27 protein-coding genes are annotated in these 23,791 nt (G+C 55.3%); 16 read left to right on the top strand and 11 right to left on the bottom strand.

Going from position 1 to position 23,791, the window contains the following annotated elements:
* The first annotated feature begins 66 nt into the window (after nt 1-66).
* Together GRI39_RS10515 and GRI39_RS10510 are read left to right on the top strand one after the other, a co-directional pair.
* Nucleotides 67-765, top strand: coding sequence for a dienelactone hydrolase family protein (locus tag GRI39_RS10515; protein WP_160739643.1), 699 nt, complete (start codon nt 67-69; stop codon nt 763-765).
* Nucleotides 766-775: 10 nt separating this feature from the next.
* Nucleotides 776-2,395: an FMN-binding glutamate synthase family protein gene (locus GRI39_RS10510; protein ID WP_246205025.1), complete on the top strand. Its 1,620-nt coding sequence runs from the start codon at nt 776-778 to the stop codon at nt 2,393-2,395.
* 108 nt (nt 2,396-2,503) lie between these two features.
* On the opposite strand, the gene rho is transcribed toward GRI39_RS10510, so the two are convergent.
* From rho to hemE, 3 genes are all read right to left on the bottom strand, one after another.
* Nucleotides 2,504-3,760 (bottom strand): transcription termination factor Rho, encoded by a 1,257-nt coding sequence (gene rho, locus GRI39_RS10505; RefSeq protein WP_160739641.1) that lies wholly within the window; start codon nt 3,758-3,760, stop codon nt 2,504-2,506.
* Between the two features lie 222 nt (nt 3,761-3,982).
* Nucleotides 3,983-4,408, bottom strand: coding sequence for a CopD family protein (locus GRI39_RS10500; RefSeq protein WP_246205024.1), 426 nt, complete (start codon nt 4,406-4,408; stop codon nt 3,983-3,985).
* A gap of 50 nt (nt 4,409-4,458) precedes the next feature.
* Entirely contained in the window at nt 4,459-5,484 is a 1,026-nt protein-coding gene (hemE, locus tag GRI39_RS10495; RefSeq protein WP_160739639.1) for a uroporphyrinogen decarboxylase, read from the bottom strand.
* 321 nt (nt 5,485-5,805) lie between these two features.
* On the opposite strand from hemE, the gene GRI39_RS10490 reads away from it, so the two are divergent.
* From GRI39_RS10490 to GRI39_RS10445, 10 genes are all read left to right on the top strand, one after another.
* Nucleotides 5,806-6,651: a pyruvate, water dikinase regulatory protein gene (locus tag GRI39_RS10490; protein WP_160739638.1), complete on the top strand. Its 846-nt coding sequence runs from the start codon at nt 5,806-5,808 to the stop codon at nt 6,649-6,651.
* Nucleotides 6,648-7,232 (top strand): Maf family protein, encoded by a 585-nt coding sequence (locus GRI39_RS10485; RefSeq protein ID WP_160739637.1) that lies wholly within the window; start codon nt 6,648-6,650, stop codon nt 7,230-7,232. The genes GRI39_RS10490 and GRI39_RS10485 overlap by 4 nt, the downstream gene beginning before the upstream one ends.
* Nucleotides 7,229-8,089, top strand: a complete 861-nt coding sequence (gene aroE, locus GRI39_RS10480) for a shikimate dehydrogenase (protein WP_160739636.1) — start codon at nt 7,229-7,231, stop codon at nt 8,087-8,089. Before GRI39_RS10485 ends, aroE begins: the two co-directional genes overlap by 4 nt.
* A complete protein-coding gene (gene coaE / locus GRI39_RS10475) occupies nt 8,086-8,676 on the top strand; it encodes a dephospho-CoA kinase (protein ID WP_160739635.1) in 591 nt (196 codons plus the stop codon). Before aroE ends, coaE begins: the two co-directional genes overlap by 4 nt.
* A 49-nt stretch (nt 8,677-8,725) precedes the next feature.
* Nucleotides 8,726-9,409 carry a DNA polymerase III subunit epsilon gene (dnaQ, locus tag GRI39_RS10470; RefSeq protein WP_160739634.1) on the top strand — a complete coding sequence of 228 codons (684 nt, stop codon included), beginning with the start codon at nt 8,726-8,728 and terminating at the stop codon, nt 9,407-9,409.
* A 55-nt stretch (nt 9,410-9,464) separates the two neighbouring features.
* Nucleotides 9,465-10,031 carry a ribosome hibernation-promoting factor, HPF/YfiA family gene (gene hpf / locus GRI39_RS10465; RefSeq protein ID WP_160739633.1) on the top strand — a complete coding sequence of 189 codons (567 nt, stop codon included), beginning with the start codon at nt 9,465-9,467 and terminating at the stop codon, nt 10,029-10,031.
* Between the two features lie 120 nt (nt 10,032-10,151).
* A complete protein-coding gene (locus GRI39_RS10460; protein WP_160739632.1) occupies nt 10,152-10,613 on the top strand; it encodes a PTS sugar transporter subunit IIA in 462 nt (153 codons plus the stop codon).
* Entirely contained in the window at nt 10,603-11,076 is a 474-nt protein-coding gene (locus tag GRI39_RS10455) for a PaaI family thioesterase (RefSeq protein WP_160739759.1), read from the top strand. The genes GRI39_RS10460 and GRI39_RS10455 overlap by 11 nt, the downstream gene beginning before the upstream one ends.
* Nucleotides 11,076-11,411 carry a DUF1491 family protein gene (locus GRI39_RS10450; RefSeq protein ID WP_160739631.1) on the top strand — a complete coding sequence of 112 codons (336 nt, stop codon included), beginning with the start codon at nt 11,076-11,078 and terminating at the stop codon, nt 11,409-11,411. Before GRI39_RS10455 ends, GRI39_RS10450 begins: the two co-directional genes overlap by 1 nt.
* Nucleotides 11,412-11,627: 216 nt before the next feature.
* Nucleotides 11,628-12,320, top strand: a complete 693-nt coding sequence (locus GRI39_RS10445; protein WP_160739630.1) for a cell wall hydrolase — start codon at nt 11,628-11,630, stop codon at nt 12,318-12,320.
* 45 nt (nt 12,321-12,365) lie between these two features.
* Here GRI39_RS10445 and xth read toward each other — a convergent pair whose 3' ends face one another.
* The 3 genes from xth to GRI39_RS10430 form a co-directional block, all read right to left on the bottom strand.
* Nucleotides 12,366-13,139: an exodeoxyribonuclease III gene (xth, locus tag GRI39_RS10440; protein WP_160739629.1), complete on the bottom strand. Its 774-nt coding sequence runs from the start codon at nt 13,137-13,139 to the stop codon at nt 12,366-12,368.
* A gap of 67 nt (nt 13,140-13,206) precedes the next feature.
* The gene (erpA, locus tag GRI39_RS10435) at nt 13,207-13,536 is read right to left on the bottom strand and encodes an iron-sulfur cluster insertion protein ErpA (RefSeq protein WP_160739628.1); all 330 of its coding nucleotides are present in this window, start codon (nt 13,534-13,536) and stop codon (nt 13,207-13,209) included.
* A 31-nt stretch (nt 13,537-13,567) separates the two neighbouring features.
* Nucleotides 13,568-13,999, bottom strand: a complete 432-nt coding sequence (locus GRI39_RS10430) for a CBS domain-containing protein (protein WP_160739627.1) — start codon at nt 13,997-13,999, stop codon at nt 13,568-13,570.
* 129 nt (nt 14,000-14,128) lie between these two features.
* On the opposite strand from GRI39_RS10430, the gene GRI39_RS10425 reads away from it, so the two are divergent.
* On the top strand, nt 14,129-14,413 hold the full coding sequence (locus GRI39_RS10425; protein ID WP_160739758.1) for a hypothetical protein: 285 nt from the start codon (nt 14,129-14,131) through the stop codon (nt 14,411-14,413).
* Nucleotides 14,414-14,437: 24 nt separating this feature from the next.
* Here the strand turns inward: GRI39_RS10425 and GRI39_RS10420 are convergent, their stop codons facing one another.
* The 5 genes from GRI39_RS10420 to GRI39_RS10400 all read right to left on the bottom strand — a co-directional run bounded on the left by GRI39_RS10420 (nt 14,438) and on the right by GRI39_RS10400 (nt 19,677).
* Nucleotides 14,438-14,818, bottom strand: a complete 381-nt coding sequence (locus GRI39_RS10420; protein WP_160739626.1) for a (2Fe-2S) ferredoxin domain-containing protein — start codon at nt 14,816-14,818, stop codon at nt 14,438-14,440.
* Nucleotides 14,815-16,962: a S9 family peptidase gene (locus GRI39_RS10415; RefSeq protein ID WP_160739625.1), complete on the bottom strand. Its 2,148-nt coding sequence runs from the start codon at nt 16,960-16,962 to the stop codon at nt 14,815-14,817. The genes GRI39_RS10420 and GRI39_RS10415 overlap by 4 nt, the downstream gene beginning before the upstream one ends.
* 62 nt (nt 16,963-17,024) lie before the next feature.
* The gene (locus tag GRI39_RS10410) at nt 17,025-17,552 is read right to left on the bottom strand and encodes a DUF2497 domain-containing protein (RefSeq protein ID WP_160739624.1); all 528 of its coding nucleotides are present in this window, start codon (nt 17,550-17,552) and stop codon (nt 17,025-17,027) included.
* Nucleotides 17,553-17,587: 35 nt separating this feature from the next.
* On the bottom strand, nt 17,588-19,030 hold the full coding sequence (locus GRI39_RS10405; protein WP_160739623.1) for a TolC family outer membrane protein: 1,443 nt from the start codon (nt 19,028-19,030) through the stop codon (nt 17,588-17,590).
* A 38-nt stretch (nt 19,031-19,068) separates the two neighbouring features.
* Nucleotides 19,069-19,677 (bottom strand): protein-L-isoaspartate O-methyltransferase family protein, encoded by a 609-nt coding sequence (locus GRI39_RS10400; protein WP_343033333.1) that lies wholly within the window; start codon nt 19,675-19,677, stop codon nt 19,069-19,071.
* Between the two features lie 128 nt (nt 19,678-19,805).
* Between GRI39_RS10400 and GRI39_RS10395 the strand changes: the two genes are divergently transcribed.
* The 3 genes from GRI39_RS10395 to GRI39_RS10385 all read left to right on the top strand — a co-directional run bounded on the left by GRI39_RS10395 (nt 19,806) and on the right by GRI39_RS10385 (nt 23,431).
* Complete coding sequence (locus GRI39_RS10395) at nt 19,806-21,332, top strand: fumarate hydratase (protein ID WP_160739622.1); 1,527 nt, start codon at nt 19,806-19,808, stop codon at nt 21,330-21,332.
* 111 nt (nt 21,333-21,443) lie between these two features.
* The gene (locus tag GRI39_RS10390) at nt 21,444-22,694 is read left to right on the top strand and encodes a sensor histidine kinase (RefSeq protein WP_160739621.1); all 1,251 of its coding nucleotides are present in this window, start codon (nt 21,444-21,446) and stop codon (nt 22,692-22,694) included.
* Nucleotides 22,691-23,431, top strand: coding sequence for a LytR/AlgR family response regulator transcription factor (locus tag GRI39_RS10385; RefSeq protein ID WP_160739620.1), 741 nt, complete (start codon nt 22,691-22,693; stop codon nt 23,429-23,431). Before GRI39_RS10390 ends, GRI39_RS10385 begins: the two co-directional genes overlap by 4 nt.
* Nucleotides 23,432-23,791 lie beyond the last annotated feature (360 nt).

Below are 23,791 nucleotides of genomic sequence, written 5' to 3'. Positions count from 1 at the left end.
TGGCTGCTCAACAACCGTATGTTTGATAGGATAGTCCTATCCGCAACACCACCGGGAGAATCCTATATGAGCGCCAATCTTCGCATTTCCACCCTTGATAGTGCAGATGCTTTTTCAGCCTATGTTGCGCGGCCACAAGGCACAGCCAAAGCGGCCATCATTGTGATTCAGGAGATCTTTGGCGTGAATGCCGGAATCCGGCGCAAATGTGATCGACTTGCCGAAGAAGGCTATCTCGCCCTCGCCCCCGATCTGTTCTGGCGTTTGGAGCCAGGCATCGAGCTTGATCCTGACATCGACAAGGAAATGCAGCAGGCGCTCGATCTGATGGGGCAATTCGATCAGGACCTCGGAATTCGCGATATTGAAGCTTCCATCACCTATCTCCGCAAGGAAGAAGGAATGCAAAAGGTTGGTGCCGTAGGATACTGCCTTGGCGGCCGACTTGCTTATATGACTGCCGCGCGCACGGATTGCGATGCCACGGTCGGCTATTACGGCGTGGGGATTGATGGCCTGCTGAATGAAAAACACGCCATCGCTCAGCCGCTGATGCTGCATATTCCGACGGAAGACGGATTTGTCGATAAGGACACCCAGGCCAGAATGCATGAAGGGCTGGACGATCACCCGCGTGTGACGCTCTATGATTATGCTGGCCTCGATCATGGCTTTGCCACCGAATTTGGCAAGCGCCGCAGTGAGGAGGCCGCGCAACTGGCAGACACGCGCACGGCAGATTTCTTCAAAACCCATCTGGCATAAAGCTATGGGGATGACCAACAACGCAGACTGGCGTTCTTCCGCCAATCTCTTCCGCCGTTTCGCACCCACCGCCGCTTTGGCCATTCTCGCCATAGTAGCGCTACTCATAGGAGGCCGCGCTCTATGGGTGCTTCTCATTGCCCTTCCCCTGCTGGCCATCGCTTTGTGGGATGGTTTTCAGACGCGTCATAGTCTCCGGCGCAATTACCCCCTTATTGCCCGGTTTCGCTGGATCATGGAGGATCTGAGGCCATTTTTACGCAGCTATATTGTGGAGAGCGATCTCGACGGACGGCCATTCAACCATGATGAGCGGAGCCTCGTCTATGCCCGTGCCAAAGGTGAGCTGGATTCCCACCCTTTTGGCACGGAACTCGATGTCTATTCCGACGAATATGAGTGGCTCAGCCACTCCATCAAACCCAAGGATGACATTCCTGCTGAATGGCGGGCACAGGTCGGCTCCAGCCAATGTTCAAAACCCTATCAGGCATCCTTGTTGAACATCTCCGCGATGAGCTTTGGCGCGCTTTCAGCCAATGCCATCATGGCTTTGAACAAAGGTGCCAAGCTGGGTGGATTTTACCATGACACCGGCGAAGGCGGGCTGTCACGTTATCACGCCGCCCATGGTGGCGATCTGGTGTGGGAATTGGGCAGCGGTTACTTTGGTTGCCGGACAGATGATGGCCATTTCTGTGCCGATCGCTTTCAGGAGACGGCGCAAAGCGATCAGGTCAAAATGATCGAGATCAAGCTTAGTCAGGGTGCCAAGCCCGGCCATGGTGGCCTGCTTCCGGGCAGTAAGGTCACAGAGGAAATTGCTGAGGCACGACAGGTCCCGGTAGGCAAGGATTGCCTCTCCCCTCCCGGTCACTCTGCCTTTTCAACACCGATTGAAATGCTCGAATGGGCTGCCCGTCTGCGCGATATGTCGGGCGGCAAACCCGTCGGAATCAAGCTCTGTATCGGCCAGCAACACGAAGTCTTTGCGGTGATGAAAGCCATGCTGGAGACCGGAATCAGGCTCGACTTCATCACAGTCGATGGTGCCGAAGGCGGAACCGGCGCGGCTCCGATTGAACTGTCCAATCGGGTTGGCCTGCCCTTGCGGGAAGGCCTTATCATCATGCGCAATGCACTGGTGGGTTGCGGGTTGAAGGATGAGATCAAAATCGCCTCCAGTGGCAAGGTTCATTCCGGGGCGAATATGGCCATGCAATTGGGATTGGGGGCAGATTGGTGCAATGCAGCAAGAGCCTTCATGTTTGCGCTGGGATGTGTGCAATCCATGCGCTGCCATACAGACACTTGCCCGACAGGCGTGGCTACACAGGATGCAACCCGGCAACGGGGCCTGGTGGTTGAAGACAAGGCGACCCGCGTGGCCCGCTATCACAAGGAAACGGTCAAAGGGTTGCGTGATATTGTGGTTGCCATGGGGCTCAATTCTCCATGGGAGATTCAGCCCAGCCATATTGGTCAGCGGTGGAACACTGTACGGTCTGATAGCATCGATCAGTTCTATAAATTCCTGCCCAAGAATGCTCTGCTTGATAGCCCGGAAGACACGCAATATGCACGATATTGGAAGGCCGCTCAGGCCTCGGATTTCCGACCTGCACAGTGAACTTTATGCTGCAGTATAGACTGCGGTAAATATCTGTTTTTAATATAAAAATCCCGCCGATCCAATGAGAGGAAAGGCGGGATTTTTGTGACCGGTAATCGGGTAAGATTACTGATTCATCGTGGCGAAGAAATCTTCGTTGGTTTTCGAATCCTTCATCTTGTCGAGCAGGAATTCCATCGCATCGATCGTGCCCATCTGCATGAGAATCCGGCGCAGCACCCACATCTTGGAGAGCTGATCCTTGCCGACCAGAAGCTCTTCCTTACGGGTGCCGGACTTGCCAACATCGAGCGCCGGGAAGATGCGCTTATCCGCAACCTTGCGATCCAGCACGATTTCAGAGTTACCCGTCCCCTTGAACTCTTCGAAGATGACTTCATCCATGCGGCTGCCGGTATCGATCAGCGCAGTGGCGATGATGGAAAGCGAACCGCCTTCTTCGATATTGCGCGCTGCACCAAAGAAGCGCTTCGGGCGCTGCAGGGCATTGGCATCAACACCGCCTGTCAGCACCTTACCAGAGCTTGGCACCACCGTATTATAGGCCCGGCCAAGACGGGTGATGGAATCGAGCAGGATGACCACATCCTTCTTATGCTCCACCAGACGCTTGGCCTTTTCGAGCACCATTTCAGCCACCTGAACATGGCGCTGCGCGGGTTCATCGAAGGTTGATGAAATCACTTCACCATTCACCGAACGCTGCATGTCGGTGACTTCTTCCGGCCGTTCATCCACGAGCAGAACGATCAGGAATACTTCAGGATGATTATCGGTGATCGCCTTGGCCATATTTTGCAGCAACACGGTTTTACCGGTGCGCGGCGGTGCGACGATCAGGGCGCGCTGGCCCTTCCCCTGTGGCGCGATCAGATCGATCACACGGGCTGATTTGTCTTTAACCGTCGGGTCAATCGTATCGAGATTGAGGCTTTCATCCGGATAAAGCGGTGTGAGGTTATCAAAATTGGTACGATGACGGACAGCATCCGGATCATCGAAATTGACCTTCAGGAGCTTTGTCAGCGCGAAGTAGCGTTCCCCGTCACGCGGGGCGCGGATTTCGCCTTCAACCGTGTCACCGGTCCTCAGGCCCCATTTGCGGACCTGATTGGGAGAGACATAGATGTCGTCCGGCCCGGCGAGGTAATTCGCTTCGGGCGAACGCAGAAAGCCAAAGCCATCCTGCAGCACTTCAATCGTGCCAACACCGAGAATTTCTTCACCATCATCCGCCACTTCTTTGAGAATGGCGAACATGAGATCCTGGCGGCGCATGGTTGAGGCGCCTTCAACGCCCATTTCTTCAGCCATGGACACCAGCTCAGCCGGCGCCCGTTTTTTTAATTCTTTTAAATGCATTGTGGAGTTCCACTCAAAGGAGAAGGTGCCGGTGGACCTATGGGCTTGGAGAAAGCAGGCCTGGCCGCCAGATATGGCTGCCGATTACCGGATAGCAGCCTTAATAAGCCTGAGCGGCATTAAGGTCAATTCACAAGCGTGCGATTCAAGACCATCCGCCAAATCTTCGCGGCGAGCTGATAAAAGCCCGCCGGCAAAAGAGATTCAAAATGGAATCGGAGATCAGAAGGGTTTCACGACCACCAGAATTACGATGATGGCAGCCGTAACGCCTGGAATCTCGTTCAGCAGACGCAGAGTCTTTCCTGACAAGGGCCGTTCACCGCGCGCCAGCTTCTTGGCATAAGAGGCCATCCAACCATGATATCCGCTAAGCAGCAGGACGAGAGCGAGCTTGGCATGAAGCCAGCCTTCGCTCCAGGCATTGAGAGAATAGGCCAGAGCCAACCCCAGCACCCAGACAACGATCAAGGATGGATTGAGGATAATCTTGAGCAGCTTGCGCTCCCGGTCCACCCACATGGCATTTTCAGGGGAATCCGGCGCGCATTCCTGATGATACACGAAATATCGCGGGAGCATGAAAAGCCCCGCCATCCAGAAAATTACGAAAATGATATGGCCGGCTTTCAGCCAGAGATAAATCATGGAGAGAGCATCCTGCATAGAAGGGAATTTACGCCTTTAGAACGCCTGAGTCATCCCCGCCAGTTGCGGATTGTCGCAAGCAGGCGTTCAACATGGCTGATCGGGGTATGCCGGTCGATTCCATGTCCCAGATTGAAGACATGAGGGCGGTCGGCAAAGGCTTCGAGAATCGCGATAGCGCGTTGTTCGAGCGATGCGCTTCCGGCCAAAAGGAGCAAGGGGTCCAGATTCCCCTGCACCGGCATTCCATCTGGCAATTCTGCTGCTGCCCAGAGCGGATCGACCGTTTCGTCTACCCCGACAGCATCAACCCCGGTTTCACGCGCATAGGCAGCCAATTTTGCCCCAGCACCTTTTGGAAAACCAATCACAGGCACATGCGGGAATCGCGCTTTGATCTGACTCGCAATGAACGCATTGGGAGCAATCACCCAGCGTTCAAATTCATCCGGTGCAAGAGTCCCGGACCAGCTATCGAAGAGTTGGACTGATTCAGCCCCTGCTTCGATTTGACCACACAAATATTCCACCGTCACAGCGCTGATGGAATCAATGATGGTCTGAAAAGCTTCTGGATCCCGATAAGCCATGGCACGAGTCACATGCTGATCACGGCTGCCTTCACCCGCGACCATATAAGTTGCAACGGTCCATGGGCTGCCAGCAAAGCCTAGCAAGGTGGTCTCAGGGCTCAATTGCTCGCGAACACGGGACACGGTGTTGTAAATCGGCTGAAGGCGCTGTGGGACCATCTCCAGCGTTTCAAGTGCCTGATCCACCAATGGCGGTGAAAGCCGTGGACCTTCACCTGCCAGAAATTCCAGATTCTGACCCATGGCATAAGGCACGATCAAAATATCGGAAAACAGAATTGCCCCGTCAAAACCAAAGCGTCTCACTGGTTGCAGAGTCACTTCTGCTGCGGCTTCGCAATCATAGACCAGTTCAAGAAAGCCACCTTTTTCGGCTCGTAAGGCCCGGTATTCAGGCAAATATCGCCCTGCTTGCCGCATGAGCCATATAGGCCGCTGAGCAGTGTTTTTCCGGTTCAAAGTGTCGAGGAGGATTCCTGGCATTGTGGCGGTCCGATCAAAAAAATTGAGTCTTATTAAAGGATTCTGGAGTCTGTTGGCCCTGTGGATACTGGGGATATCGGCCCACTGCATTATTTCTTGTCGAGAAGCCAGAAAGAGTCCGAATGGCGACTCTCGACTCTGGTTGAGTCAAACGACTCTTATGCCCGCTCTCCACAGCCTGTTGAAAGACTCCCTCTTCTGTTCGCAACACGCCGGGAGAATCGGCTGGCAGTGGGTAGTGAATCTATCCCCGAACTTGTCCGCAGGCTTGTGCCGTGGTTTATGCCCTTGATTGTCCACAAGTCGCGCAAGGGGCGCTGAATGAGCCGATTACACCTCCATTTGCTGTCTGACTCTACCGGCGAGACGCTGGAAATGGTTGTAAAAGCGTCACTTGCCCAGTTCGAAAATGCTGATGTTATCCGCCATTTCTGGCCTATGGTGCGCTCCAACCAGCATCTTGATCGGATCGTGGAGGAACTGGCTGCCAATCCGGGCCTCGTGCTCTTCACGCTGGTCAATCCTGATATCCGCCGCCGGTTGGAAGAACGGTGCCGTGCATTGGGGTTGCCCCATGTCGCGGCATTGGATGCCGTGACCTCTTCGCTGGAAGAATTGTTCGGGCAGGAAGCGCGCGGAAGGCCAGGCCGCCAGCATGCGCTCGATGATGCCTATTTCCGCCGGGTGGATGCGATTCACTTCACGATTGCGCATGATGATGGGATTGCCTGGGAGGAATGGGAAGATTCCGATATTCTCCTTGCCGGTGTCTCGCGCAGTTCGAAAACGCCTACCAGCATCTATCTCGCCAATCGCGGCTATAAGGTGGCCAATATTCCGCTGGTGGTGGAAAGCCCGCCCCCGCCATCGCTATTCCAGCTTCGCCATCCGCTGATTGTGGGGCTGACGACCGCCCCAAGGCGGCTTGTGCAGATCCGCCGCAACCGGCTGCTGACGCTCAATGAAGGCAATGAGACGGATTATGTCGATGAAGAGCGGGTGGAAAAGGAAGTAGCCTTTGCCCGGCGGATGTTTGCCGATAATGGCTGGCCGGTGATTGACGTGACACGGCGCTCTATCGAAGAGACCGCTGCGGCAATCATCCGACTATATAATGAACGCGAAGCGAGGGACATTCCGCCTCGCATTGGAACCAAGCCAATATGATTATTCTTGCGTCACAAAGCGCCTCCAGAAAGGCGATGCTGGAGGCTGCCGGTGTCTCTTTTGAAGCGCAACCGGCCCATCTTGATGAACGCGCACTGGAAGCCTCATTTGAAGATGCTGAGCCTGCAGAGATTGCTTTGCAGCTCGCGCAAGCCAAGGCGCTGGCCGTTTCCGCTTCCAATCCGGGCAGGTTGGTACTGGGCAGCGATTCCCTTATCTGCGTTGATGGCAAGCGGTTCGACAAGCCTGAAAGCCGTGAACAGGCGGTTGACCATCTGCGCTGCTTTTCCGGCCGGCCTATGCACCTCTACAGCGCCGCAACACTGGCACGTGATGGAGCTATCGTGTGGCGCCATCACGCGCTTGCGACTCTTCATTGCCGCGTGCTCTCTGAAGATTTCATCGCCTCCTATCTGGACGCTGAATGGCCGGAAGTGTCCTATTGCGTAGGCGTGTTTCGGATTGAAGCCATGGGGGTGCAATTGTTCGAGCGGATGGAAGGCGATCACTTTACCATATTGGGGATGCCTTTGCTCCCCGTGCTGGGCGCATTGCGCGACTTTGGAGAATTGCCGCAATGACACGTCCCTATGCTGAAGTGATCGGTGATCCGATCAGCCAGTCCAAATCGCCTGCTATTCACACTTATTGGCTAAGAGAACTTGGCATTGATGCAACATATGAGGCGCATCATGTGACTGCAGCGGGGCTGGAAGCCTATCTCGCTGAGCGCCGGGCAGATGGGCTCTGGCGTGGATGCAATGTCACTATGCCACATAAGCAGGCGGTCATACCGCTGCTCGACAAGCTTGATCCGCTGGCCCGCGATATTGGGGCAGTGAATACGATCATCCGGGAGGAAGATGGCAGCCTGCTCGGTTATAATACCGATGCCAGCGGCTTTCTCGACCCTTTGAAGCCCTTTCTGGCGCAGCAGCACCTTTTCCGCATGGCGCGCGTGCTGGGCACGGGCGGCGCGGCGCGGGCCATTATCGTGGCGCTGGCACGGGCCAATATCGTTCTGGTGGTGGCCGGGCGTAATCCTGACAAGGCGCGCGCATTGCTTGATGAGTTGGACCCGCAAGGTGAGCATCATGTCGTTTCGCTTGCGCATTTTGCGGATGAGACGAATTTCGCCTTTGATGATCGGACAGGTATTTTCGATCTGATTGTCAATGCCAGCCCATTGGGTATGGAGGGGCAACCGCCGCTCGCCTTTGATCTTAGCCATGCACCGCCGGGCAGTATCTTCTACGATATTGTGACGCATCCGGTCGATACGCCGCTGTTGAAAGCGGCACGGGCTGCCGGTTTTCCGACCATCGACGGGCTGCACATGCTGATCGGGCAGGCGGCAGAGGCGTTTGAGCGCTTCTTTGGTACGGCTCCCCTGCGTGCAGATCAGGATGCAGAACTGCGCGACATGCTCACCCGATGAGCCGCCCCTTCATCCTTGGGCTGACCGGTTCCATCGGAATGGGGAAATCGACCGTCGCAGCCATGTTTGAAGAATGCGGTGTGCCGGTATTCGATGCTGATGCCGAGGTTCGCATGATGCAAGGCCCACAGGGCACGATGCTATCGGCCATTGAAGAGGCCTTTCCGGGCACAACGGGCAAGCTTGGGGTGAATCGCGCAGCGCTTGGTGCTCAAGTCTTTGATGACCCCATTGCTCTTTCCCGGCTGGAAGCGATCATGCATCCGGCAGTCTATGCGCGGCGTGAAGCTTTTGTGGCGAAACATTTGCAAGCACCAATGGTGGTTTTTGACATCCCGCTTCTGTTTGAAAAAGGCGGCTATAAGGATGTTGATGCCGTTGCAGTGGTTTCCGCCGGGGCTGAAATTCAGCGTGAGCGAGTCTTGGCGCGTCCCGGCATGACGGCGGAACGCTTTGATGCCATCCTGAAGCTTCAGATGCCGGATGCAGAAAAACGCAAAAAGGCTGATTATTGCATCGATACAGGCTGTAGTTTGACACGGACCAAAGAAATCGTGGCCAATCTGGTTCAATCCTTACGCAAATAGAAGGCTAAGGCTCTTGCCAGCCTCTTAAGCTAGGGTGATACTGCCATTCATGCGTGAAATTGTTTTTGATACAGAAACCACTGGCCTTGACCCCAAGACGGGGGATCGCATGGTGGAAATGGGCTGTGTCGAACTCGTCAATCGGGTTCCGACCGGCAATAGCTATCATGCCTATTATAATCCGGAACGGTCGATGCCAGCTGAGGCTGAAAATGTGCATGGCCTTTCGGAAGCCTTCCTTGCCGATAAGCCTTTATTTCGTGACTGCGCGCAGGAATTGCTCGATTTTCTGGGTGATTCACCGCTTGTCGCCCATAATGCGCAATTCGATTTTGGCTTCCTGAATGCCGAATTGGCGCAATGTTCCATGCCTATCGTTCCGCTTGAGCGGATGGTGGATACGCTGAGCATTGCCCGCCGCCGCCATCCCGGTGCCAAGCATACATTGGATGCATTGTGCAGCCGTTATGGTGTCGATCGCAGCCACCGTGTGAAACATGGCGCGCTGCTCGATGCGGAGCTGTTGGCGCAGGTCTATGTGGAGCTGACCGGCGGGCGGCAGATCGGTCTTGAGCTTGCTGCGGAAGCGCAGCGCGATGTGGTGGAAATGACCACAAACCGTCCGCTCCGCCGTGAATTTCGTTCACCCCGCCCACATTCTGCCAGCGAGGAGGAGTTGGCCCGGCACAAAGCCTTCGTGCAAACGTTGGAATCACCACTCTGGTTGAATTAATCGCAAGATTTTTCAGCCAGACGAGGAAGTATAAACAGAACAGGAGTTACATTCGATGGATATTCGCGTCTCGGGCCATCAGATGGAAACAGGTGCAGCTCTTCAGGAGCATGTCACCAACCGTCTTAATGCCATTATCGAGAAGTATTTTAGCCGAGCGCTCTCATCCACCGTCACTTTTGGCAAAGCCCCGGCATCTGCCTTTGGTTGTGATATCGTGATGCATGTTCTGAACGGGCTTATTCTGAAAAGCCGTGGCCAGGCGCAAGATGTGTATCTGGCCTTCGATCAAGCTGCCGATAAAATTGAAAAGCAACTCCGCCGCTACAAGCGCCGCTTGAAGGCGCGTCATGAAACAGTCGATTACACTGTCGACATGGAAGAAGCAGGCTACACGGTCTTTGCAGGTGAAGAGCCTGAGTCCGAAGACGTGCCCGATGCAATGCCGATCGTTGCTGAAACACGGATCGACATTCCTGAAGTCAGCGTGTCAGACGCAGTGATGCTTCTCGATCTTCGGGATACAAGCGCACTGTTCTTTAAAAACGCTGGAAGCGGACGCCATAATATGGTCTACCGCCGCGAAGATGGAATGATCGGCTGGGTCGAACCAGCAAGATAAAGGCTTTATACAGCATTATCTCGTGATTTCCGAATTTCTCGGAGACATTGCCGGCGTAATTTTTCGTCGGCAATGTCATATAATTTCGGGAAACTGTATACAAATGGTAGATTGTTAGGAATGACGGCGCTTTTTTCTTTGAAACCGGATGCGGTAGAATGTCTGCGGGCTGGGACCAAGCAGACCATACTCGAAGCACTGGCAGCGCGTTTCGCAACGAGCTACGGCCTTGATGCCGTGGATGTGCAGGAGCGTCTGGAAGAGCGTGAAACGCTTGGCAGCACTGGCTTTGGCCGGAATGTTGCTATTCCTCATGCCAGAATTGTCGGTTTGCAGCGTCCCGCAGTTGTCGTGCTGCGGCTTGATGAGCCGGTGGATTTCAAATCCTCTGATGGTTTGCCGGTCAATCTGGTGTTTGGCCTTTTGTCCCCTGAAAATTCAGGCGTTGGACACCTCCATGCGCTTGCGGCGATTTCGCGGACGGTGCGTGACGAAAAAATGTACGAAGCCTTGTCAGATGCGCCCAATGCCGAAGCGATCTATTCCTTGCTGACCAATGCCACTGATCGTGATGCCGCCTGAACAGATGCCATCATCAGGTGCTGATCTTCATTATCGGGGGTTGGAAACACTTTATGCTTCGGCTGCAATAAACCGCCTGTTCGATTCCACATTGGAAATTCCTGCTGAAGGTCAGGCGAAAATCACCTTTACGATTGATGAAACATTTTTCCATGCAGCGGGTGCTGCGCATGGCACGATCTATTTCAAGATGCTCGATGATGCGGCCTTTTATGCGGCCAATACGCTCGTCACTGATCGCTTCCTGCTGACCACCGGATTCAACCTTCATTTCACCAAGCCGGTGAAGGAAGGTGTTGTCATTGCAGAAGGGCGCTGGGTCAGTGGCCACCGCCGCGTTTTTGTGGCCGAGGCGCGCCTGATCGATCAGGAAGGTGAAGAGATTGGTCGGGGTACGGGCACATTCATGCGCTCTCGCATCGCCCTGTCAGGCCTTCCCGGCTACATGGCCAGCCAATCCTGATGACCGACTCCAGACTCCCTACCCATATCGAAATTGGCGGTTTGATACGATTGGTTGAGCAGGAAGGCGGCTTCGCAACCGTGCTGCACAAGGGCGAAAGGGACGCTGGCACAATCCTTCTGATCTGTTGCGAAAAGGGCACAAATGCGGTTCTGTATGAGCGTATGCCAAGCCTGGAAGGCACTCGGCAATGGACGGTAAACAGGGAGCAAAATCCTGAAAAGCCTTGGGAATTCACCGAATATTGGCAAAAGCGGGTGAATCAGGATCGTGATGTGTGGGTGGTTGAACTGGACATCGCAAATGCCACTCGCTTCATAGGGATAGAAACCTAACGAGTGTTGACATTGCGGTAACCATCCCTAGATGCCGCCTCACTTCCAAACAGCGCTGGCGGCTACTGGCTCGACATTGACGTCGAGAATAGCTGTTGCGCAGACGGGGGACGGCCGGCAGGGCTCTGCGTTCGAATTGGCATGAAAGGTTCCTTATGAACCGCCAGTTCGCCACCTCTGCGTCAGGTGCGTTCACCGCCCTGAAGCACAGGATGAATGAGTCGTTTCAACTATAAAACCGCTGCTATTGCAGCGGTGATCATGTTGTTTATTACGGTTTTTGCCGTCCAAGGTTCCGGCGCTTTGGCACAAAATTCTGCCTCGGCCACGAATCCCTCTGACGAGGCAGGTCAGACTCAGGATGACGCCGCACAATCAGACGTTCGCTTTGTCGCACAGGAAGTGGTTCAACCGCTTCCACAGGATGCACCAGACAGTTCTTTTGCTGCAGATGCACCGACAGGCGAGATCGCATTGCCAGAGCATTCTGCCAGCACTTTGCGCCAATTGGTCAGCACTGTGCCCACTCAGGCCAATCTGTCGCGTGAAATGTACTGCCTTGCAGGTGCAGTGTATTTTGAAGCGCGTGGTGAGCCTCTCGACGGCCAGCTTGCGGTTGCGCAGGTGATCGTAAATCGGGCCGAGTCTGATGAATTTCCGGATGATTATTGCGGCGTTGTCACGCAGCGCAAGCAGTTCTCTTTCGTGCGTGGCGGACATATTCCGGCCGTGAACCGGTCTTCAGCAGCCTGGAAGCGTGCCAAGGCGATTGCCAAGATCGCGCATCAGGAATTGTGGGAAAGTAAGGCCAGCGATGCGCTGTATTTCCATGCGAAATATGTCCGTCCGCGCTGGGCCAACCGCAAGGTTACGCTCGCCACCATCGATCGCCACATCTTCTATCGTTGATGCAACATCCTGCCCGGCTGCTATGCCGGGCAGGTGGCACGCCCATCAATCGCGTAGTTCGACCCACACAGGGGCGTGATCGCTCGCTTTCTCTCTTCCGCGATACTCTTTGTCGACCCCTGCCCCTTCGAGCCTGTCAGCACATTCAGGGGACAAGAGGAGGTGATCGATGCGGAAACCGTGGTCTCTCTGCCAGGCACCTGCCTGATAGTCCCAGAAGGTCCACACACCACCGCGTGGGTTCAACGTATCGATTGCGTCAGTCCAACCGTCATTGAGGAGAGTGCGATACGCGTCGCGTGATTGCGGCTGCATCAACGCATCATCTTTCATGGCGGCGACAGACCAGACGTCTTTATCTTCCGGAATGACATTAAAGTCGCCCACCACCACAGTCGGCTTCTCGCTGGCTCTCAGCTCCGTGAGGCGGATGCTCAGCCGTTCCATCCAGGCGAGTTTATAGTCGAACTTAGGCCCGGGAAGCGGGTTGCCATTGGGCAGATAGAGATTCACGATGTGAATCCCTTTCACATCCGCCTCAATAAAGCGGGACTGAACATCGTCAGGATCGCCCGGAAGGCCCCGCACGACATTCTCTGCCGCTTCGCCATCTGTCAGCAGGGCAACGCCATTGAAGCCCTTCTGGCCATGGGTTTCGACGTGATAGCCGATGGCTTCAAATTCCTTGGTCGGGAAGGTTTCGTCCTGACTCTTGATTTCCTGCAGGCAGGCGATAGCGGGCCGCCGCTCCTCCAGCCATTCGAGAAGCCGCGGGAGGCGTGCTTTGACGCCGTTGATATTGAAAGAGGCAATGCGCATGGCCGCGCAACCTAAGCATCGTGCTTAAAAGGGAAACCGCTTTTTCACCTAAGCTGGTGATGAAAATTCAGATGCCGAAGCTGGAACCGCATCCACAGCCGGCCGCGGCATTGGGATTTTCGACTTTGAAAGCTGCGCCGCCAAGGGATTCCACAAAATCCACGACCGAGCCCGCAACCAGATCAAGGCTGACCGGATCGACCACCAGCTTGACGCCATCGGTCTCGCTCATAGTGTCATCAGCTTCAGGGCTGTCTGCCAGATCAAACTTATATTGAAAGCCCGAGCAGCCGCCCCCTTCGACAGAAAGGCGCAGAATCGCGGGCTTCCCCTGCTTTTCGGCAATCAGGCCAATGCGTTTGGCCGCAGCTTCAGTCAATGTGAGCATTTCAGGCATAGTCCCTATGTAGGACGCGCCGTGCGGCTCCTCAAGCGGTCTGGATATATTCTCGCAATTGTTCCGCTTCGGCTTCGACCAGGCCGAGGCGATATTTTACCAGATCCCCGATGGAAACGAAGGCCACAAGTTGAGCGCCATCGACCACCGGCAAATGGCGGATTCGCCTGCGGGTCATCAGCGACAGGGCTTCGATGGCTTCTGTTTGCGGGGTAACAGTGATGGCAGGGGCTGTCATCACCTCGCGCAGCGGCGTGTCGAGAGATGCCATTTCATCCCGCGCGATTGAATACAGCAGGTCACGCTCGGAAAATATTCCGGTCACCGCACCTGCATCATCGAAGATCGGCAACGCGCCAATCCGGTTGTCAGCGAGTATTCTGGCTGCATCCCGAACGCTATCTGTTTCCAGACAGTGAAGGATTTCCTGATTCCGGCCGTCAATTACCTTTCTGATAGTCATTGTGGTCTCCCTCTACCCATGGTGATGGTTTTGTTTTGGTAGAGCGATCATGCCATGAAAGCCGAGTCTCACCAAATTCTGAGAAGCCGTTGCTTGCGCAAGCTGTGGCTGAAGCGCATGATGCGGGTTATGGCAGGCCAATCCCCCCTCGATAATCCGCGCAATTCTGCCCATGCTTGGGCGCGTTACAGGCGGTTGATGGTCTTTATGGGACTGTTCACGGTGAGCCTTGTCACCATCGCGCTTACCGTTCTGTATTGGAAGATCGGGCTGGTCTCGATCCACTTTTACATTGCAACCGCACTCGGGATTACGGTTGCGATGCTGTTGATGGCAGCGCTGATGGGGCTCGTTTTCCTATCGAGCGGCACCGGCCATGACGAAGCTGTAGCTGACAGTGATAAAGACAGGTAACTCAGCCTAAGGCGATGCGCCCCGTCAGGTAGCCGGGTGGAGCTGATATTCGCTTACCACATGGCCGCCGATAAGATGCTGCTGGATGATGGTTTCGAGAACCTCTTCCGTGCAGCCATGATACCAGACATTATCCGGCCAAACGACCGCGATAGGGCCTGCTGCGCAAATTTGCAGGCAATCCGCCTTGGTACGCTGAATACCCCCACCCTGCCCGGTTTTGGGACCTGTCAGCCCTAGTTGCTTGAGGCGTTTCTTGAGATATTTCCATGAACGCTCCCCGCACTCGCGCGAGCAGCATTTCTGCTTCTCGGCAAGTGCGCAGAGGAAGATATGGCGCTCGATCGAAGCACCGCCGATCTTTGCCAGAGCCCTTTCGGCCGTGACGAGATCGGGCTTGCTCATGGTTTCAGCCACTGATCGAGCCAAGCGAAGACCGATTGATGCCATTGCAGGGAATTTTCCGGATCGAGCACCCAGTGGTTTTCATCCGGAAGCACCATCAGCTTGGCAGGTACGTTGTTTTCGCGCAGCACTGTGAATGCGCCAAGCCCTTGGCCGTAAGGCACGCGGAAGTCCTGCTCGCCGGTGATGACGAACATCGGGGTCTTCCATTTCTTTGCAAAATTGACCGGATTCCACTTTTCATAGATTTCCGGATTTTCGGTGTAAGACCCACCGAAGTCCCAACGCGGAAACCAGCTTTCTTCGGTGACATAATAGAAGCTGCGCATGTCGAACAACCCGTCATGCTGAACAAGACATTTGAATCGATCCGGCCAATTGCCTTCGATCCAGTTCATCATGAAGCCACCATAGGAAGCCCCCATCGCGCAGGCGCGGCTACCGTCAATCTGGGAATCATCCTTCAAGGCCGCAGCAAGGCCGAGTTGCAGGTCTTTCAGCGGCTTACCGCCCCAGTCCTTATTGATCGAATCGGTGAAGGCCTGACCATATCCGGTGGACCCATGGAAATCGACCGAGACCACGGCATAGCCCTGACTGGCAACCACAGCCGGATTCCACCGGCTGGACCATGAATCATTGAAGGAGCCTTGTGGCCCACCATGAACATAAAGGATCGCGGGCATCTTACCGTCCGTGCCTGCCAGTTTCGTGATCTGGCCATGCACCGTGTCACCTTCGGCACCGGCAAAGGCAAAACGCTTGGTTGTGACCGGGGCCAAGGCTGCCATTTTGCTATAGGCAATGTCGGTCAGACGCTTGGCCTTATCTGGACCGTTTGCAATGTAGAGTTCGGGCGGATTAGCAATGGAATCACGCGTGAACAGCATCCGGTTGAGGCTCAGCGGAATGACATTGGCGATATGGGCTTCATTCCCATCGACCAGGTCCAGCTTTTCCACCATGCCGCTGGTCGGATCGATCCGGAACGCAGGCACATCCAGTTCATCTGCTGCCGTTGCAATGATGGCGCGGGAATCGGGTGTCCAGGCGATGGAAGAAAAGCTGCGGTCAAAATCCTTGGTCAGCGCGCGGCTTTCGCCCGTCTGCAGGTTGCGCAGATGGATGGTGAGTTGATCCGCTTCATATTTGGGCCGTTCCATTGCCAGCCAGGCCAGCCATTTGCCATCGGGTGACGGCACCGGCTGCGTATCGGTGGCTTCATTGTCAGCCGTCAGGTCTACTGGCTTGCCGACAGAAAGATCAGTGCGATAAATATCGAGATTGGTTGAAGTGGGTTCATTCACATCTGCCAGGCGAGCGGTGAAATAGACGCTGGCTGAATCAGCGCTCCAGTTCAGTTCTTCGCCGCCGCCAAACGGTTTGCTCGGCGTGTCAGCGATCAGTGCGCCGGGGCCGTCCGGGCCATCGAGGGCGACGGGATCGGCAACCCCTTTGGCGGTGAGTGTATAGGCAAAGGCGCGGCTGTATTCGCCGGGGGTTTCCCAATGATCCCAATGCCGCACGAAGCCATCGGTGGAATCGTAGAAGCGTGCATTGCCATGTTCAGCCTTGCTGCGATTTCCCTGAATTGTGCAATCCAGTGTCGTGCACTTGCGCGCCACATCGCCCCAGACGAGCAGCTTTTTGCTGTCGGGAGAGATTTTATAGCCCACCACGTCACTGGCAAAGCGAGTCACCTGCTGAGCCCTGGGCAAACGACTGGCATTGCCATTCCATGATTTGGGTATGGCGATTCGCCACAATTGGCTGGCAGATTTGCCATCAGAACCTTTGCCTGAAGCGGTGAAATATAAAGTACCGTCCGATGCGAAGGAAGGAGAAGAGACTGAGCCATCAAACGGCACAGTCACCCCGCTGTCCGGCCCCGCATCGCTGCGCTGAAGGATAATCTTCGTGGAGCGTTTGTAGCTCTCAGGGTCGGTGGTGGTGACCGTATAGGCGACCCACGTGCCGTCAGGTGAAGCAGCAGGCGAGCCCAGCCGGGGCATTGTCACAAGGTCTTGCGCAGAAAAGCGCGCTTTACCATTCACTTCGCCATCATTGGCCGCAAGCGCCGGGGCGGCAAAAGCGATGGAAAGGGCGATGAGCCCGAAGGCTTTACCAGTGGTGAATATTGTCATGCACGGACAGTAGCCTGACCATCGCCTGAGGCAAGAGCCTGCCGCTTGTCCAACCGTTCAAATCAGCGCTTTTTTCCGGCGATCCGGTCAATTTCATCCTGCACCATCCGTTCAACGATGGCGGGTAAATGGGCATCGAGCCATTGCGCCAGCATGGGGCGGAGCATCGAACGGACCAGATCTTCAAGTGACGTGCTGCCTGCCGCGCCCCCGGCAGTGCCAGCGCCAGGTTGTGACAGCATAGCCAAAGCAGCCAGGGATTCGCGCATGGAACTGGCTGATTCAGGCCGGGTCAGCGGCGAATCTGATTGAGGTTCTGATGTTTCAGCAGAATCTGTCTGGGCCGGACTGTTCTGTTCAGCCTCTGACCACTCATCTGCCTCGGACAGGTCGAGCACTTCTTCAGCTTCGACTGAATCAGCGGCTTCATCTTCCTCAGGCAAAGTGTCTTCAGCCACATGGGTGCCTGACAGAACTTCGAACTGCCGATTACGCGGCGTGGCGGGAATCCGCCCCGGATTATCCCGAGCGATCACCTTCTTGATCGATTCGAGAATTTCCTCGACCGAGGGTTCGCCCTCTTGTCTCATTAATCCGGACCCTATCTGTCTGCTTAATATGGCTGTTAATCTCCGGGAATGTCACCGCCTTGTGCCGGGATGTCAACGGTGCGCGTAGATTGAGCAGCAGGATCAGGGTCACGATCCCAGTCCCATATACGGTGCCGGACACGCTTATAATTGGCGACAGGATCATACAGTGTGGTGTCTTCACCCAGCCCCAGATCGCGGGCTTCCACCTGCCCCATTGCTGCCAGGAGAGAGAAACCGGCGACATAGGCATTGCGCCGAGCTGTCACCAGATCGATCTGTGCGCTCAGCAATTCCTGCTGTGCGTTAAGAATATCGAGAATGGTGCGATTGCCGACGGAATTTTCGGCCTTCACGCCTTCGAGGCTCAGCTCTGCGGTAGAAACGGCACTGAGGTTGGATTGAATGATCTGATTGGCCGCGCGCCAACTGGCATAGGACGCACGGGTTTGCGCGATGACCTGGCGTTCTGTGGCAATAGTCTGCTCTAAGGCCTGCGATGCACGCGCCTGCGCTTGCCGCTGCTGAGCGGCCGGGAGACCGCCTTGGAAGATGGGGATGGAAAGCTGAATGCCTGCCTGCGCAGATGTTTGCGCCTGAGCAATGGAACCCGCACCAACAACACCGCCTAAAGTGTCGAGGTAGTTTGTGTAATTACCCCCGGCGAAAGCAGAGATTTTCGGGGCTCGGCCTGCTCCGGCAACGTCAATGTCGTAACCGGCAGCCTTGGCCCTTTCCTGCGCACCGGCAATGTCGGGGTTGTTTTCCAGCGCAACAGCAACAGCGGTTTGCACGTCTTCGGGAAGATTCGGCAATGGAGGTGGCGGCTGCAAATCAACCGGAGCCTTGCCGACCAATTGAATGTAAGTCTCGCGTGCATTGATCAGATTGGCTTCTGCGCTTTCCAGATTGCCACGGGCAATCGCCAAGCGGGATTCGGATTGCGCAACATCGGTTCTGGTCAAATCACCAATTTCAAACCGGTCGCTCGTCGCCTGAAGGTTGACGGTCAGCACATCGACATTGTTGCGCGACAGGCTGACCAGCGCTTCATTGAGAACAACATCCATATAGGCCGCAACAACCTGATTGAAGACACTGCTTTCGGTTGCACGCAGATCAGCGCGACCGGCCACAACCCTGGTCTTGGCTGCGCGAATCGAATTCTTCACCGCACCGCCTGAATAGAGCGGTACAGACAGATCGACATTGCCTGAAACGGAGCGGTCAGGCGCGGTGAAAGATGCGGAGGATTGCTTGAGAAATTCGGTATATTGGCTGCTGCCATTAACCGATGGCAGGCCGGACGAACGCTGAATGGGAACATTCTCATCCGTAGCGCGAAGGTCTGCCCGGGCCGCTTGCAGTGTAGGATTGGTTTCGTAAGCAGCGACGAGGGCGTCTTCAAGCGTATCCGCCTGTGCTGGAGATGCGATTGCAAACCCGGCCCCGATCAGGCCCGGTGCAATGAAACGCATAATTTTTCCTTTTTTCAGACACCCTCCCCCACGCATATTTAGAAGCTCCAGGCTTTCGCTTTGTTAAATTCTGGCAGAACCGGTACCCCGATTTCGGCAATCGGCAGCAGCGCCACTTCATCGGCTGCTTTGCGGCCGGTCGCGATACGGGTCACGCCGTTCAGCATATATCCGGTGATCACACGGGCATCATCGGCAAGTTGCGTGACGAGCGCTTCCGGCAGATGTTCTACGGCGCCGTCAATCAGCACAAGATCATAACCTCGTGACGGAACGGTTCCGGCAACAGCATTTTCGGCACTGACCACATCAAGCGATGCAACCAATGGGCGCAGAAGTTCCGCAAGGTAGCCGCTGCCACCATCGACAAGCAGAGCCTTGTCGGACATTTGCGGGTTGGCTTCCTGAAGCATGGTCCCCTGCACCACCGGCGCAGCGAGATATTTGCCGTCACCCAATGGCACAGCGCGGTCCATATAGGCGACGCTTTTGGCAGATTCAGGCACGAAATCTTCGCGTGCAACGGCACTCATGCGCTTCAATACCCATTCGGTGTTGACGCCGCTGGTGCGCAACTGGCTATCAATCATCGCTTTGCGTGCTGTGGCAAAGGGTGTGTTCTTCGGGCTTTCTTCGACGATGGTCACAGTAAAAACTCTCTTGTTGGCTGGCGCTGCCGCTTTAAGCCCTCAAGCCAGCGAGGCCAAGCGCTTTGACCATAGGGGTAAAGCAGGCTTATGGGGCTTCCCAATCGACTAGGAGGAGTGCTGCTTCGATGAGCGACATGGTGACCATTCGTGAAAATGATCTGATTGAGAGCATCGCTGATGCCCTCCAATATATCTCTTATTACCATCCTATGGACTACATCAAAGCGTTGGGTGAAGCGCATGATGCAGAAGCCAACCCGGCGGCAAAAGACGCAATTGCGCAGATTTTGACCAATAGCCGCATGTGTGCAGAAGGCCATCGACCGATCTGTCAGGATACTGGCATCGTGAATGTCTTCATCAAATGGGGGCAGGATTGCCGCCTTGATTCGAAACTGCCGTTGCAGGAAGTCGTCGATGAAGGTGTGCGCCGTGCTTACACCAATGCCGACAACCGGCTGCGCGCCTCGATTCTGGCTGACCCCGCTTTCACCCGTCGCAACACGCGCGACAACACGCCTTGCGTGCTGTCTGTCGAAATGGTGCCGGGCAATACGCTTTCGATCGATGTGGCCGCCAAGGGTGGTGGCAGCGAGAACAAATCCAAGTTCAAAATGATGAATCCTTCCGACAATATCGTCGATTGGGTGCTTGAGATGATTCCGCAGATGGGCGCTGGCTGGTGCCCACCTGGTATGCTGGGCATCGGGATTGGCGGCACGGCTGAGCATTGCGTGAAGCTTGCCAAAGAAAGTCTGATGGACCCTATCGATATGGGCCAGTTGAAACAGCGCGGGCCGCAGAACGATATTGAAGCGCTCCGCATCGAGATTTTCGACAAGGTGAATGCATTGGGTATCGGTGCGCAGGGCCTTGGTGGCCTGTCCACTGTGCTGGATGTGAAAATCAAGGACTGGCCATGCCATGCTGCCGGCAAGCCTGTGGCGATGATTCCGAATTGCGCGGCCACGCGCCATGCGCATTTCACGCTGGACGGTTCAGGCCCCAGCTTCATTCCGCAGCCCGATCTGGATGCTTGGCCCAAGGTAAGCTGGGCGCCCGATGCCAATGCCAAGCGCGTGAATCTGGATGAATTGACGCCTGAAGTGGTGCAAAGCTGGAAGGCAGGCGATCGCTTGCTTTTGAACGGCGCCATGCTGACAGGCCGCGATGCGGCGCATAAGCGGATTCAGGACATGCTGGCGCGCGGTGAAGAATTGCCAGTCGAATTCAAGGGACGGGCGATCTATTATGTCGGCCCGGTCGATCCGGTGATGGATGAAGTGGTTGGCCCGGCAGGCCCAACAACGGCCACGCGGATGGATTCCTTTACCGATATGATGCTTGATCTTGGCCTTCTCGCCATGATCGGGAAAGCGGAACGTGGCCGCGGTGCAGTGGATGTGATTGCCAAGCACAAGGTCGCCTATCTGATGGCCGTGGGCGGCGCTGCCTATCTCGTCAGCCGTGCGATCAAGGAAGCCAAAGTGGTGGGCTTTGAAGATCTCGGCATGGAAGCGATCTACGAATTCACCGTGAAGGATATGCCGGTCACAGTGGCAGTGGATAGCGAAGGGCAGAATGTCCACACCCTCGCCCCGCTTCATTGGCGGGACAAGATCGCCAAAGAGCATTTGCTCGAAAAAGCGTAAAATATGCTGGAAAAGGGGAGGTGCAAAGGTGCCTTCCCTTTTCGACCAATGGTTTATGCGCGTCGACCATAATCATGGCGCTCCGGGCCTTTAGCGGGCTATGTTGGGCGGATGGAAAAGTCCACAAAATCTGACGAACATATCGCCAGAGTTCCCTTCAAGACGGTTCTCGCTTCGATTTGCGGGCTCTGGCTCTGCTATTTTCTTCTGACAACGCTCCGGGCCGATATGCTCGACCTTGGCTATGCCGAGGAATTGTTGTGGCGACGCTTGCTGGCAACTTTCGCTGGCATCGCGATCACGCTGGGCCTGTGGCTGGTGCTGCGCCTGTTTGATGGCAAGGCACAATGGGTCAAGATTGTTGTGGCATTGCTTGCATCGGCTCCTGTCGCTTTGGCGCTGGCTGAAGCCAACCGGCTGGCATTCGTTGATATGGAAGAACGTATATTGGCGCGCGTGGCAGAGCGTGAAGGTATGGAAATGCGCCGCAATGAGAGCGGAGATATCTTGCTTTATCTGCCGGGAGCCTCGGCAGGTGGCAGTTCAGGAATGCCCGGAGAAGCCCCGCCGGGCGGCGCTATCACGATCGACCAAAAACGGCAGGCAGAAGGGGCGACGCAGCAATTAACCGAGGTGGCTTTTGGTCGCTATTTCATGATGCTGACCTGGTGTGCGGTCTATCTGGCACTGCTGACCGGCCAGAAAGCGCAAGCAGCTGAACGGCGAGAGGGGACCTACAGGCGTGCTGCCAAAGCGGCTGAGTTACGCAGCCTGCGCTATCAGGTGAATCCGCATTTCCTCTTCAACACGCTCAATTCCTTGTCGGCGCTGGTGTTGACCGGCAAGACCCAGCAGGCAGAGCGAATGATCCAGATGCTGTCGACCTTCTATCGCTACAGTCTGGCAGAAGACCCGACAGCTGATGTCTCCGTCCGTGATGAGTTTGGCCTGCAGCGGCTCTATCTCGACATTGAATCCGTTCGATTCCCAACCCGCTTGAAGCCTGAATATGATCTTCCTGATGAGATTGCCGATGCGAAAGTGCCGGGCATGATTCTTCAGCCGCTGGTCGAAAATTCAGTGAAACACGCCATTGCCACCTCGTCAGGCAAGGTCACGCTGACTCTGTCTGCCCGGGAGGAATATGGTCGGCTTGTTTTGACCGTGGAGGATGATGGCAAGACCAGCGCAGCGGCGCAGGCAGTGGCGACTGAAGGCCATGGAATTGGCCTTGCCAATGTGCGCGAACGGCTTGAAGCACGGTTTGGCAATCAGGCCAGCATTGTCTCAGGGCCAACCCCTACCGGCTATGCCACCCATATTCGTATTCCCCTGATCGGGGTAGAGGGACATGATTCATGAATGATTTCAGCGAGGATGCACCACTTCGCACATTGATTGTCGATGACGAACCGCTTGCGATTGAAAGAATGCAGGTGATCTGTGCGGAACTGGACGGAATCTCCGTCGTCGGAACAGCGAGCGATGGTGCATCAGCCTTGCGGCTGGCGGAAAAATTGAAGCCCGATCTGTTGCTTCTGGATATGACGATGCCGGGTATGGATGGCCTTGCCGTGGCGCGCGAGCTGGGCCAGTCTGACCGCAACCCTGCGGTTATTTTCGTGACGGCGCATGATGATTTTGCGGTCGAAGCCTTCGATCTGGAAGCGGTGGATTATGTTCTGAAGCCGGTTGGCAGTGAACGGCTGGAACGTGCCATTGCTCGCGCTGTGGTGAGCCGCGGGAAGAAGCGTGAAGTGGCCAGCGCTTGGCTTGATGAGTTCTGGGTGCCGCACCGTTCAGAATTACTGCGGATCGAAGCCAGGCAGGTCGATCAGATCGATGCAGAACGCGATTACGTGCGGCTGCATGTGGGTGAGAACAGCTATCTCCTGCTGCAAACCATTGCCGGGCTTGAAGAAAGGCTCGATCCCTCGCGCTTCATACGTATTCACCGCTCGACGATCCTACGTAAAGACTTCATCCGCGGTTTGCGTCATGAAGGTTTAGGCGTTTGGTGCGCCGAACTGGAAAATGGCGAAGCCTTGCGAATAGGGAGAACCTATCTGCGTAAGGTCAAAACAATGGCAGGGCGATGATCGTAGCGTTCCATGATAGTAAAATCTGGTTGCTAGAGATAACAAACATATCCCGGGATGCGATGTATATCCATGCCGGGTTGTTCACCTTTATAACAGTTCAAATTTTCACGCGCGGACGATTTGGCGACAAGCGCATGTTGTTTACAGTGATCGGCTTGTCGTTCATCGGTGAAATCGTAGACTTTCTCTATGTCTATGAAAACGGTGGCCGATATGATTATTGGCAAAGTATGCGTGATATTATCGATACTTTGATTTGGCCGGTCATTCTGACTGTTGGGCCCAGACTGAATCTCATACGAACATAGGGGCACAGGCCCAGGCTCGTTTATTCGCTTTGAACAACGCTTTGGGCGC

The sequence above is a fragment of the Altericroceibacterium indicum genome (genome assembly GCF_009828105.1).
GTDB classification, from domain to species: Bacteria; Pseudomonadota; Alphaproteobacteria; order Sphingomonadales; family Sphingomonadaceae; genus Altericroceibacterium; species Altericroceibacterium indicum.
The sequence above is the reverse complement of the archived record's forward strand: the minus strand, read 5'-3'. Positions and strand labels throughout refer to the sequence as shown.